The following is a 13242-nucleotide window of genomic DNA, read 5'->3' as shown; positions in this document are numbered from 1 at the left end:
CGTAGCGAAACGATGTAGCCTATAGTCTATATTCTGGGTGTCGCAACAAATTGATGTACTTTTCGGTCGCTTAAGTCTTTTACGCAAGTGATCAGAGCGCGCGCGAGTAATCAGGGGAGGGTGCGGTCGAGTTCCGATCTGCGTTTTCCTTGCGACAATCCGGGGCGCTCCAGCTCAGAAATTAGCACGCAAATTGAAACTAACTGGCTCTTCGCCCTGACAAGCGGCACCGCTATAGCTCGAGCGAAGTCGTCTTAGCGGCCGCCTACGGCAGGTCCCCGCGAGTGTGCATTCGCGCCTGTGACAGGAGCGGGGCACCACACGAAACAATTGTTTTTATTCTTCGGACGCCCCCGCGTCCGTCGCTGGCGGAGCTTTGTCTGCAGCCGGCAAAGCAAGGAGCATGGAATTGCAGGGTAGACCTTTCGATTTATTTGAGGTGAGGGCAACGAACATCTCGCGCCTTCGGCGCGTACAGTCACTTCTCGCCGGTGCCTCGCTCACCGTGCTCGCACTGGCCGCGTCTGCCCGGGCAGAGACGACCACCTATACCGACGGCCAGAACGCGACGACGCCAGTCGCTATGACGGTGGACACTGAGTTGAACGTCGCCGCTCCGTCATCTGCTCAACAGAACGGCATCATCAGCGGCGACTATCATGTGACCAAAACCGGAGGCGGCACTCTGTCCCTGAATGGCGCGAACACCTATTCAGGAGGGACCACGATCGCGGACGGGGCGGTCATTTTGGGCAGAGCGTCTTCTCTGGGAACCGGATCGGTCGAGATTACCAATGGCGCTAAGTTATGGACTATGGGCGGCGTCGGCACGCTAGCCAACGACCTGGTCATCAATGGTGAGGGAGGGATCGGGTCGGCCTACGAAACGAGATTCGTAGGAACGATCAGTGGCGACGGCAGGCTTCTCCTGTCCAGCAGCGGAAATCTCCTCCGCATCGCTGCGCTGGATCTTGGGGATTACAACCTCGAAACCGGCGGTCTAGACCGCAACACGGAATTCGTGGGCAAGATCACCGGTTCGGCAGGTTCCTCGATCATGAAGACAGGAACGGGCGCCTTCACGCTCGGAGGCGACAACAGCGGATACGGTGGTTCGTTGTATCTCCGCGACGGAAGAACGTTTATCAACGACGACTATCGGAATATGAACACCGTCGTCACCGATGGTGTATTCGGCGGGTCCGGCCGGATTGGCGACGTCATCATGACAGGTGGCACGCCCGAAGGCTCCCAGAACCAGCCGTTCACGATGGCCTCGCTCTCATTGGGTGCGGAGTCCCACGTCTTCGTGCGCCTGGAGGCAGGCTCGGATCAGGCGCCTTTCAATGTGACCGGAGATCTGACGCTCAACGGGACGGTCGACGTAGAGGACGCAGGTGGCTTCGGTCCCGGGATCTATAGTCTGTTCAACTATGGCGGCAAGCTCACGGATCTGGCGGCATCGATACGCCCAGTGCCTGACGGCTATGACAGGGGCGATCTGAGCATTCAGACCGCCATGGAAGGACGCGTGAATCTGGTCGCGGCAGGCGAAGAACACGGCCCACTGCTGTTCTGGGACGGCGACGACAAGGCGAATTGGGACAACGGCAAAGTTGACGGTGGCGATGGCCAATGGCGGACAGGTGGTCGCGCCTTCACCGATGCCAAGGGGGCTGAGAACGGGGCGATGAACCCGCGTCCCGGCTTCGTGGTGTTTGGCGGCAAGGCCGGCAATGTGGAGGTCTATACGGGAACCGGGCAGGTGCAGGCGACCGGCATGCAGTTCGCGACTAGCGGCTACAAGCTTTATGGTGACATGCTCACCATTGTCGAAGGTGAGGCGATCATCCGTGTTGGCGACGGGAGTGCTGCCGGTGCGGACTATGTCGCGACCATCTCCAATAGGTTGGACGGGGGCGGGCGACTGACCAAAACCGATCTGGGGAGGCTTATCCTCGATGGCGAGAACGCCTATTGGGGCGGCACGGAAATCCGCCAGGGCACCCTTCAGATCGGCAGCGGCGGGACGTCAGGATCGATCGTTGGTGACGTGGTCAACAACGGGGTCCTAGCATTCAATCGCTCCGACGAAACCAGCTTCGACGGCGCTATCTCAGGCACGGGTGCCGTGCACGTTCTAGACGGCGAGCTCACACTGACGGCCACCAACAGCTATACTGGCGGGACAATCGTTGACGGCGGGAGATTGCGGGCCGGGACTGACGGCGCTTTCTTCGCCGACACGGCCTATGTCGTGAACGACGGTACGCTCGATCTCAATAATTTCGATCTTAGCATGTCGTCGCTATCCGGCGCAGGCGGTACGGTAGCGCTCGACACGGCGACTCTCTCGCTCAATCAGGGCAACGACACCGCCTTTGCAGGCTCGCTCACCGGTTCGGGCTATTTCTTGAAGGCTGGGTCGGGGAAGCTGACGCTCTCGGGCGACAGCGCTGGATACAGCGGCCATACCTCGCTCGGTGAAGGCACGCTTGCCGTCAACGGTCAGCTTGGTGGTTCGCTCGATGTGCTGGACAACGGCCGCCTCACCGGTACAGGCACGGTCGGCCGCACGATTGTCAACGGCACGATCGCGCCGGGTAGTTCGATCGGGACACTCAACGTGGCGGGCGACATAACATTCAACGGCGGATCGGTATACGAGGCCGAGGTGAATGCGGCTGGCGATTCCGACAGGATCGTTGCCACGGGTTCGGCTGCGCTCAACGGTGGCTCCGTTCGCGTGCTGGCGGGAAAGGGCAACTATGCAGCCTCCACGCAATACATGATCCTGTCCGCGGATGGTGGTGTCACCGGCACCTTCGAAGAAGGTGTCACCTCGAACCTCGCCTTCCTCGATCCCTCGCTCAGCTATGACGACAACAACGTCTATTTGACGATGACCCGCAACGGCACCACGTTCGAGAATGTTGGCCTTACGCGGAACCAGATTGCCACCGGCGGCGGCGTGGAGAGCCTCGGGGCTGGCAATGCGGTCTATGACGCCGTGCTCAACCTTTCGGCCTCTCAGGCGCGCGGCGCCTTCGACCAGCTCTCGGGCGAGATCCATGCCTCGGCCAAGTCGGCGATGATCGAGGACAGCCGTTTCGTTCGCAGCGCGGTGAACGACCGCCTTCGTGCGGCCTTCGACGGCGTGGGCGCGTCGGGCACAGCCGTCACTTATGAAAACAGTGCGCCGCAGCCGGTTGCAGCCAATACCGATCGCTTTGCGCTCTGGAGCCAGGGCTTCGGATCCTGGGGGCATACGAATGGTGACGGCAATGCCGCCCGCCTCAACCGCTCTACCGGGGGCTTCTTTGTCGGTGCGGACGCGCCGGTGTTCGACACCTGGCGCTTCGGCGCGGTGGCCGGCTACAGCCACACCAGTTTCGATGCGAAGGATCGCCATTCCTTGGGGTCGAACGATAGTTACTATGTCGGCCTCTATGGCGGCACGGCTTGGGGTGATCTCGCCTTCCGCACGGGTTCGGCCTATACGTGGCACGATATCTCGACCTCGCGGAATGTGGCCTTCCCTGGTTTCTCGGACAGTCTCAAGGGCGACTATAACGCCGGCACGGCGCAGGTCTTTGGCGAACTGGCCTATGGCTTCAGCATGGGCGCTGCCCGCTTCGAGCCCTTCGCCAACCTTGCCTATGTGAACCTGCATACTGACGGCTTCCGCGAGACGGGTGGCGCGGCAGCTCTGACCAGCGCCTCTGCCAACACCGATACGACCTTCACCACGCTCGGCTTGCGTGCCTCGACGAGCTTCGAACTCAACGGTGCTTCGGTCACCGCCAGAGGCACGCTCGGCTGGCGTCACGCCTTCGACGATGTGACGCCGACGTCGACCATGCGCTTCGCAGGTAGCGGCAACGCCTTCACCATCGCCGGAGTGCCGGTCGCGCGTGACGCCGCTGTCGTGGAGGCTGGTCTCGATTTCGCGCTGACGCCGAACACCGTGCTTGGCGTCACCTATGACGGCCAGTTCGGCTTGGGTACGATCGACCAGTCGTTCAAGGCCAGCTTCAGCGCCAAGTACTGAGCTTAGTGCATACGATAACACGTTGTCGACCGCAGGTCGGCATCGTCCCTTTTTCCAAATAAGGACGGAAATATTATGAGCTTTGAAACCACCAAAAACGACGGATATGGAGCTTCCCGGTCCACACCCGCGCGCATCATTGCAGCCGCCATCGAGGCTTCCATGAGCATGTCATGGTTCGGCTATCTGGGGCGAACCGTGCTGACCTTCATGTTTTGGTCCAGCGGACTGGCGAAACTATTCGACTCTGATGCGGGCCTGGCGGAAATGCGGCATTTCGGGTTGGTGCCGGAAGTGCTTTTCTACTTTGCGACGGTGATTACCCTTCTCGCCGGTTCCTTGCTCGTCATCCTTGATCGATGGGCGTGGTTCGGAGCGGGAGCCTTGGCCGTCTTCACCACTCTGACGATCCCGATCGCTCACAATTTCTGGGCCATGGAAGAGCCTCTGAAAACCATGGAATTCCATGTGGTGATGGAGCACATCACCGTCGTGGGTGGCCTGATCGTTGCTATCTACGCATCTGCGATCCGGAAGGTGCGGTCTCATTCGTCCAAGTTGCCGAGGTGATTGGTGCGCGGTGGTCCTACCGCGGGCTTTTTGCGTGCAGGACGCCGCAGCCCCGGACGATCGACCCCGTGCCCTAAAAGGGGCATCCAGCATGAGCATAAGATACTTCTTTGCGGGCGCGTTTTGCCTGCTTGTGGCCGGTTGCAGCGCTGGCGATGCTCGGATGAGCGCGCTCCGTGCGGACATGGCCGGTCGCCAGGCGGCCGCGGAATTGGCGGCCAGCCGTCCCGATGCAAAACCTGAAGATCGGGAACGTGCCAGGGCATATGCCTCCGCACAATCCTGCGTCGATCAGATCCAGGCACATTCTCGGAGCGTTCAGGCAGCCAATATGGCGGCGAACACCGCCATGGCGGCCGTCAGTTTGGCGGGGCCAGGCGGCGCCCTCGCGGCACGTGCGATGGGGCCGATGCAGGGCATGGCCCTGCGGAGCCAAGGCGAGTTCAGAGTCGCCTGTTATTAATTAGTCTATCAAACGCTTTGAGGGCGCAATTTGTGCATAGATATGAAGAACTACCCTATTCGTTTTGCTGCTGTATTACTTGCGACAGTCGGGATGGCTGGATGCCAGGGTTCGCAATCCAGCTTCCAGGGGGCAAATTTCTCAGGCGAAACGAGAGCCCTGGAGCGGCAGCTAGATGCCGAAGCCGCTGCGTTTGGCGCCGCTCAAGGCGCCACAAGCATCGCGGCGAGTGCTGACCCGACGGGTATCTCCAGCTTTGTCAAAGCGCCCGTTGCGCTCGCCGCGCGAAATGCGCTGGCGAGGAGTGCTGACGCGCGCATGGACGCGCAGTTGGCACGGGACGAACAAGCGCTCTATCGCCGTTACGGCATGAACCCTGACGGCACCCCCTCCGGGAAAAAGCCTATGGGCAGCAACTGATGATCAACGGCATCGAAATTCCAGCAACGTCACTTCTGTGCCAAAGGCTGCAACGCGTGGGGAAGGCATATCGAAGAAGCATCGTATTGTGGAAGTGGCGACGAACCATTGCACGTTTACGTTTATTGAGAAGAGCCTCAGTAGGCATGAGCCCATTTCCGAGCATGTCGACGTGATGTTTGCGACGCGACTGCTTGATACCTATCCGGAGGTCTATCGTTTTCTTGCGATTGATCTGGAGCCGCAGGCGAAGAGGCTTATGCCGACACGGAAACTAGTGGTGGGCCTTCTTCCGCAATTCGGCGCGTTGCGCCCATCGGTTCGTGCTTTGGCATGCTCACGCAAAGTTTGCCGCATGGTCGATGCCCACTATCAGCCGATCAGTGAGACGCTGCTTTGGACACTTCGACGCGACCTCGGAAGCAGCTTCACCTCTGAAGTCGAACACGCGTGGCATGAAGTGCTCCTGCTGCCGAGATGGGCGCTAGGCACAAGATCGGCCAGAGACACAATCAGCTCAATTGTCAACTTCGTGACTGTGCGATCGGACAAATCCGGGACGGCACGCGCCTCGTCAATGTCAGCTTCGAAGCGGCAACGCATATGGCGTTGTGGACAGGTGCGGCGCTGAAAAACAAGGCGACCGTAGATGGCGGCGCGGCGGTCGAACCGTTCTCGATTTCGCACCATGGCTTCGGGACGGCAGTTGATCGCGTGGCGGCGCTGTGGCGGTGAAGTGGGACCTTGTGGAGAACCACGCCCCCAGGTTCCTCCCAGGGAGGGTTCCCGCGACCGATGCGCTTTGGCGCTGGTCGTGGGAACCGACTGTTGAAACCCACACTCGCACCATTGTGGTAACGGCGGTGCGGCGCCCCAACAAACGCTCTGATCCCGATCGATTGCCCTCACGCCTCCGTACGCTGATTCCCATGGTCTCGCTGATCCATGTTCTGACCGTCGCAGAATTTCTGCAGGCGGAGGCGTTGGTGCTGACGTGTATTGGATATTCCCAGCTGACGGCCTTGATTGTGTTTGTGTGCCGCTTCGTGATGGCCGCGACCGTCACCAAAGCCACAGAATCCAGAGCTGTGCCATCTTCAGGCAAGGCCAAGTGGTCCCAGGCGCACAGATCGAACGACGGAACGCCATCTGTAGGAACGTTTACTGTTTCGTGCAGTTACCTCTACCGGGCCGCTTGGCCCTCGTCACATGGAGGAGTTCGTCATGGGTCGCGGCATTCTTCTTTGGCTTCTCGGTATTCCGATTCCGATCATCATCCTCATCCTGCTATTCGTGCGATAGGAGGCCGTGATGCCGCCAAGTGTTTCTACCGTTGAGGTGATCCCGCCGGTGGCGGGCTTACAGGAGTCGTCCGCTTCTGCTGTCGCCTGGGGGCCGATCGTTGCCGGTGCACTGACGGCAGGCGCCGCCACCTTGATCCTCATGCTGCTTGGTTCGGGGCTGGGCCTCAGCATCGTATCGCCATGGTCGTCGCAGGGCGCATCGGCAACCACACTCGCCGTCTCGGCGGCAGTCTGGCTCATTGTCGTGCAATGGCTGTCGGCCGCGCTCGGCGGCTACCTGACCGGGCGCCTGCGCACCAAATGGGTCAATGTCCATGACGATGAGGTCTATTTCCGGGACACCGCGCACGGCTTCCTCGCCTGGGCGCTCGCCACGCTTTTGCTGGTTGGCCTTCTGGGATCGGCACTGACCTCGGTGATCGGCGGCGGCGTCCAGGCTACTTCGACCGTCGTCTCGGGCGCGGCACTTGGCGCCAGCGCCGGCGCCGCCGGCAAGGGGCAGGCGAGCGCGCAGGGCAGCGACGTGACCGGCTATTTCGTCGATGCGCTGTTCCGTCCCGCCAATCCGGCTGCGGCGAGCACACAGGGGCCGGAAGGTGCGGCCGCGGCCACCGATGAAGCGACACGCATCCTGCTGTCGAGCGCCGCATCCGGCGAAGTGTCGGCCGATGATCGCACCTACCTGGCGCAGCTTGTCAGCGCGCGCACCGGGCTGTCCCAGGCCGATGCCGAGGCGCGGGTGAACGCGGTGCTAAAGCGGATCGATGACGCAAAGGCCAAGGCAAAGGAAGCCGCCGACACCGCCCGCAAAGCCGGCCTGACGACTGCGCTCATCGGGGCGCTGTCGCTGTTCATCGGTGCCTTCATCGCGGCAGTGGCGGCCGCCATCGGAGGCCGCGAACGCGATGAGAAGGAGAACCTTCTGGTCGTCGGCTGAGCGCCTCCTGTCATAGCGTTGCAACGCGAAGTGCCCGGCGAACCGGGGTGAGCGGGCAGGCGGGTGAATCGCACTCGGCGGGGCTCTGGATTGGCGACGGCGCTTAGCGACGTCCGCATCACCGCCGAATTGAGTTGGAGATCGCCCGAGCACCATTGTTGGGGGGTAGCGCTATGACAGGGGCGGCATCCCATTCACACAAGATACCGTCGGCGCAATATTAGAAAGCTGCCGCGACCGCTTCACATTGCCGGCGAGTTGGGGCGGAAGCGGACATCTTTATGCTCGTCCTCTCGGCGGGTCTGCGCTAACGGCAGCGGCTTCTTTGCGTTGGGTGTGTCCGCATCGCCACTGCACCTCCATTACGGAGCCTGCTATCCTGGAAACCATCCGCGATATTAAGCGCGTCCGATAAGGTCGGCCGCGTCTTGCGGTTCAGGCCATCTCTCCGCCAAGCACTAGCCGCCGTCTCACCCGAGGCGGCGGGCTTCTTTTTGCGTTCGTTTGAGCTTCGACAGATTTCGCCGGCCGAGCTCCGGCGGGCTTCCGGGAAAGGAGGCCCGCGGGATCGCTGAGACGTCAGTTATCTGCGCCGGCGCGGGCGCGCTGCATGGCCTGATGATCCTCGCCAGTTAGCTGCACCGGCCAGACCTGCACGGTGAGCTTGTCGAGCTTGCCGGTGAAGCGGAATGGGACCTGATAGTCATTGTCGTCGACCGGGGTACGGGTGTCGACACCCACGTCGAAGGTCTCCTCGAGGGCAATGATGAAGGGAATGGTGTGCGGGATGTCTCGTCTGGCGACCTCCTTGTCGTCCACCTTCAGGACGCCCGTGCCGCCCTTACCGAAGCCGGGCCCATCATATTTGAAGTCGAACACGATGGTGTGCTTGCCCGGCGTGAGCGCGTCAGGGCCTTCCCAGCGGTAGCGATCGAGGCCGACGAAATTGTAAAGGAATACCGGCTTGCCCTTGAGCAGATACAGGCCATAGCCGCCGAAGCGTCCCCCTTGCGTGACGAGCATCCCTTCGCTGCTGCCCTGCGAAGCCGCGCGCCCAGTGGTGCCGTTGGCACTTGCTGGAATGTCGATCTCGGCGGTGATCGTATAGGACCTGTTCAGGATGCTGGGCGCATCGCTCTCGGGCAGGCCTGACAACTCGCCCGAGTAGGTGAAGGTGTTTCGACCTGCAGTCGCGCTTGGCCTTGGTGTGATGACGCGCGAAAGGACCGAGTTATCGAGCGGAAACACGTTGTACTTCGCCGCCTCCACCATGAACAGCTCCTGCAGCTCGCGCAGCTTGTCCGGCATGGTGGCCGCGAGGTCGTTGTTCTCCGAGTAATCCTCCGCAATGTTGTAGAGTTCCCACTTGTAGCCGTTGATCACGTCCTCGGGCAGCTTGGCTGTGCCTAAGAGCCACGGCGGCGCAGGTGGCGTGGTCGCCGCGATCCACCCGTCGTGATAGATGGCGCGGTTGGCAAACATCTCGAAATACTGCGTCGTTCGCGTTGACGGCGCGTTGGCGTTCGCCTTGTCGAAGGTGTACGCCATGCTCACCCCTTCGATCGGCTTCTGCCCGATGCCGTTGACCATTACCGGCGCGGGAATGCCGGTCACCTCAAGAATGGTCGGCACGATATCGATCATGTGGTGGAACTGGGTGCGGATGCCGCCGGCATCCTTGATCCGGTTCGGCCAGGCGATGGCCATGCCCTGGCGGGTGCCGCCGAAGTGCGACGCGACCTGTTTCGTCCATTTGAACGGCGTGTCGAAGGCCCAAGACCAGGCTACCGCCATATGCGGGTACGTGGCGGCCGAACCCCAGGCGTCATAGGCCTTCAACTGCTCGGCGATCGGAAGGTCCAAGATGCCGTTGTAGGCCGTATACTGGTTCGGCGTCCCGACCGTGGTGCCTTCCGCGCTCGTGCCGTTGTCACCGCTGATATAGATGATCAGCGTGTTGTCGAGCTTGCCTTCGTCCTCGACTTCCTGGATCACGCGGCCGATCTCATGGTCGGTGTATGCCGCATAGGCGGCGAACACCTCCGCTTGCCGCGCGAACAGCTTCTTTTCGTCGGCCGTCAAGCTGTCCCACTTTTGCAGGTCGTCCGGCCAGGGCGTGAGCTGCGTGCCCGGGGGGATGACGCCGAGCCGCTTCTGATTGGCGAAAATCTGTTCGCGCAGGGCATTCCAGCCCATGTCGAACTTGCCCTTGAACTTGTCGATCCATTCCTGGGTTGGCTGATGCGGCGAATGGGTGCCGCCGGGCACGTAATAGAGGAAGAACGGCTGATCGGGAGCGGCGGCATTGAGCTGTCGCAGGTGGGCGATCGCGTCGTCCGCAAGGTCCGTGGTCAGATTGTAGCCGGGCTTGCCGATCCAGGGAAAAACCTGGGTGGTGTTCCGGAACAGGTACGGCGTCCACTGGTCGGTCTCGCCGCCCATGAAGCCGTAGAAGTAGTCGAAGCCCATGCCGATGGGCCATTGATCGAACGGTCCCGCCACGCCGTACTGATAGCTCGGCGTGTTGTGGTTCTTGCCGAACCAGGAGGTGGCGTAGCCGTTCTGCTTCAGGATGGTGCCGATGGTGGCGCTCTCCGGTCCGATGACGCTGTCGTAGCCCGGATAGCCGGTCGATTGCTCCGAAATGATGCCGAAGCCCACCGAGTGGTGATTGCGGCCGGTGATCAGCGCCGCCCGGGTCGGCGAGCATAGCGCCGTGGAGTGAAACTGGGTGTAGCGCAGCCCCATCTGCGCAATGCGGTCCATCGCAGGTGTCGGGATGACGCCGCCAAACGTCCCCGAAACGCCATAGCCCTGGTCGTCGGTCATGATCAGCAGCACGTTGGGCGCGCCCTGCGGCGGCACCACGCGGGCCGGCCAATACGGCTTCGACTGGCTGGCCTGGAGGCCGATCTCGCCGCCGAACTTCGGCGGCGGCGGCGGCAGATACCTTCCATCGATGGTCGTCGTCGCGCCAGGTGAGCCCGGTGTGCCGTTGATCTGTTGCGCCGATGCGGGCAAAACCGACATGGTCGCGATGGCAGCCGACGCCGGTAGCCCGAGCCAAACGTTCCGTGTCGTGCTCATGCTTCTCTCCTTCGACTAGTGGACGGAGAGCATAAGCCTGAGAGCGGTTGGCGCGCATGTCGGGGAATTCACGACTGCTATTGCGCAGATGAGACTTGCCATCGGCTAGAAGAGCGTTGCCTGGGCAAGTTCCGGCTTGGCAGTATCACTGACAACAGTCAGCCTTTCGTCGGGGAGGGGCGTTGTCGGCGCGACCACCGCGTTCGGAACCGTCGTCAGGAACGCGTAAAGCTCATGGACGCCGGGTCGCGGGCCACCGCGACTTAGCCCGCCTCGACATGGGGCCGGTCCGAAACCAGACGGTCCGCCATCGGCCCCTGAACGGCCAGTCCGCAACGCGCCCCATGTCGGTCATAGGGGCAAGTTTTGCCGTTGCCCAAAGGCAGACATCATCGGCGAAGGCGAGTCTTATTCGCGACGGACCTGCTGTTTCCCCTGACATGACCGCCAGTTCTGTCGAAGCTAAGGTTCACTTGAGAATGAGCCTCGCCCACCTGAACGCCTCGGTCGCCGTGGCGGGCGGCACGCTCATGAAAGCGCCTCAGGAGCGTCCAGTTCCGGGGAACTATTCCGTTCGCGATGCGTTCGCTTGGGACGTCCGATTTGGGGCCGGCCCTCACGGTTATCGCGTAACCCATCTTCCCCACGATCATCGTAGGCCTTGGCCGAGCGGACGGTTTTCCGTTGGAGAAGGACAATGAGACGCTATCTCTCAACACTTGCATGTTTGGGGATGCTGACCATTGGCGCGCTGTCGGGATTTTCAGCGCCAGCAATGGCCACTCCAGCCTTCAATCCAAACATTGCGCCGAAAGTCGCTGCGGGCGACGAGGCGCGTACGCTTCCAGAGCAACCGACGACCGATGGCACCATCTGGAATCTGGCTTGCACCGCTGCAAGTTGCGACCAGGGTGGCCTGCAGTCGGCCGTTCTGTTGGGAAAGCCCGGTGATTTTGGCGGTCGCGTTCAGCTTATCCGTGATGGCGGCGATCGTGCCCACTACCTGCGTGGCGGCGGCCGGTATGGCATCGGCGGTGTCGGCTGGCGCGGTAACTACTGGCGTGGCGGCTGGCACGGTATCGGTGGCTGGCGCGGCGCGTACTGGCGTGGCGGTCGATACGGTATCGGTGGTTGGCGCGGTGTCGGCTGGCGTCCCGTCGGCTGGCGCGGCGCCTACTGGCGCGGTGGCTGGCGCGGCGCGTACTGGCGCGGCGGTCGATACGGTATCGGTGGTTGGCGCGGTGTCGGCTGGCGTCCCGTCGGCTGGCGTGGCGCCTACTGGCGCGGGGGCTGGCATGGTATGGGCTGGCGTCCCGTCGGCTGGCGCGGCGCGTACTGGCGCGGCGGCTGGCATGGTATGGGCTGGCGTCCCGTCGGCTGGCGTGGCGCCTACTGGCGCGGCGGCTGGCATGGTATGGGCTGGCGTCCCGTCGGCTGGCGTGGCGCCTACTGGCGCGGTGGCTGGCATGGTATGGGCTGGCGTCCCGTCGGCTGGCGTGGCGCCTACTGGCGCGGCGGCTGGCACGGTATCGGCTGGCGTCCCGTCGGCTGGCGTGGTGCCTACTGGCGCGGCGGCTGGCCTGGCGTAGGCTGGCGCGGCAGCTACTGGCCCGGCGGCTTCCGCGGCTTTGGTGGCAGCGGTGCCATCCACAGCTTTGGTGGCGGCGGTGGCTTCTACGGCATGGGCGGCGGCAACTACTCCGGTTGGGGAAACGGATGGCGCTCGTACGGAATCGGTACCGGCTGGGGCAACAACTGGGGCGGTGGCTTCTTTGGCTTTGGCCGGCCGCTCGTCGGCTGGGGGTCGGGCTGGTGAAGGCAGCGTTGCAACTAACTGACGCCCGAGCAGAAAAATTGTGGCCGGCAGTTGAGCCGGCCATAAGGGCGCAGGCCGAATCCCGGCGCGTGGCTACCTTGCACGAGACCGGAGATTGGATCGCAGAGGAAGGCGGCAAGTAACCTCGGCGCAATCGACCACTCTCCTAACTGCGTCAGAATTGGCCGAAAACAGCCCGCCCCGGTCTCCGGGACGGGCGTTTTTGTTTCGCCGTTTCAACCAACGGTCAGGCGGGACGATATTTCTGACGCTGCGTTGGACGCTGTGCGCTTTGACTCCGAAGCGTTGCGCATCGCACCTGTGGCCGTCTCACTCAGGACGACGGACTTTCTTTTCCGACCAATGGAACATCAAAGGTCATTACGAGTTTGGTTGGGTTCCAGCTACGGTTCTGGCGTCCTACTCCTTCTCCTTCGACGCCAGGGAGCGCCCGTCACCAGCTCGAGGCGGCGGGCTTCTCTTTTGGGGCGGGAACTGTCAAGCGCAAGAAAGTACCCCGGATAGCAAGCTCCAGGCTCTAACGATGAGCACAAAGGATCGTGTCAGCAATTCAGGTGCTGCCGCGTGGTGCTT

General features: G+C 62.2%; 8 protein-coding genes. 7 read left to right on the top strand and 1 reads right to left on the bottom strand.

All coding sequences use genetic code 11. The annotated features are described in order from the left end of the window. Positions 1 to 409 precede the first annotated feature (409 nt). The 6 genes from C7I85_RS21615 to C7I85_RS21590 all read left to right on the top strand — a co-directional run bounded on the left by C7I85_RS21615 (position 410) and on the right by C7I85_RS21590 (position 7745). A complete protein-coding gene (locus tag C7I85_RS21615) occupies positions 410 to 4051 on the top strand; it encodes an autotransporter domain-containing protein (RefSeq protein ID WP_181257250.1) in 3642 nt (1213 codons plus the stop codon). Between the two features lie 75 nt (positions 4052 to 4126). Then, complete coding sequence (locus C7I85_RS21610; protein ID WP_245445036.1) at positions 4127 to 4621, top strand: DoxX family protein; 495 nt, start codon at positions 4127 to 4129, stop codon at positions 4619 to 4621. A 91-nt stretch (positions 4622 to 4712) separates the two neighbouring features. Continuing rightward, a complete protein-coding gene (locus tag C7I85_RS21605) occupies positions 4713 to 5084 on the top strand; it encodes a hypothetical protein (RefSeq protein WP_106726107.1) in 372 nt (123 codons plus the stop codon). Between the two features lie 42 nt (positions 5085 to 5126). Then, entirely contained in the window at positions 5127 to 5504 is a 378-nt protein-coding gene (locus C7I85_RS21600) for a hypothetical protein (RefSeq protein ID WP_106726106.1), read from the top strand. A 603-nt stretch (positions 5505 to 6107) separates the two neighbouring features. Continuing rightward, complete coding sequence (locus C7I85_RS32040) at positions 6108 to 6239, top strand: hypothetical protein (RefSeq protein WP_280954405.1); 132 nt, start codon at positions 6108 to 6110, stop codon at positions 6237 to 6239. 576 nt (positions 6240 to 6815) lie between these two features. Beyond that, the gene (locus tag C7I85_RS21590) at positions 6816 to 7745 is read left to right on the top strand and encodes a hypothetical protein (protein ID WP_106726104.1); all 930 of its coding nucleotides are present in this window, start codon (positions 6816 to 6818) and stop codon (positions 7743 to 7745) included. A gap of 579 nt (positions 7746 to 8324) precedes the next feature. On the opposite strand, the gene C7I85_RS21585 is transcribed toward C7I85_RS21590, so the two are convergent. Next, positions 8325 to 10775 (bottom strand): arylsulfatase, encoded by a 2451-nt coding sequence (locus tag C7I85_RS21585; RefSeq protein WP_245445045.1) that lies wholly within the window; start codon positions 10773 to 10775, stop codon positions 8325 to 8327. A gap of 754 nt (positions 10776 to 11529) precedes the next feature. Between C7I85_RS21585 and C7I85_RS21575 the strand changes: the two genes are divergently transcribed. Next, positions 11530 to 12648, top strand: a complete 1119-nt coding sequence (locus tag C7I85_RS21575; RefSeq protein WP_146148911.1) for a hypothetical protein — start codon at positions 11530 to 11532, stop codon at positions 12646 to 12648. Positions 12649 to 13242 lie beyond the last annotated feature (594 nt).

The organism is Pseudaminobacter soli (ex Li et al. 2025), assembly GCF_003012705.1.
GTDB classification, from domain to species: Bacteria; Pseudomonadota; Alphaproteobacteria; order Rhizobiales; family Rhizobiaceae; genus Pseudaminobacter; species Pseudaminobacter soli.
The sequence above is the reverse complement of the archived record's forward strand: the minus strand, read 5'-3'. Positions and strand labels throughout refer to the sequence as shown.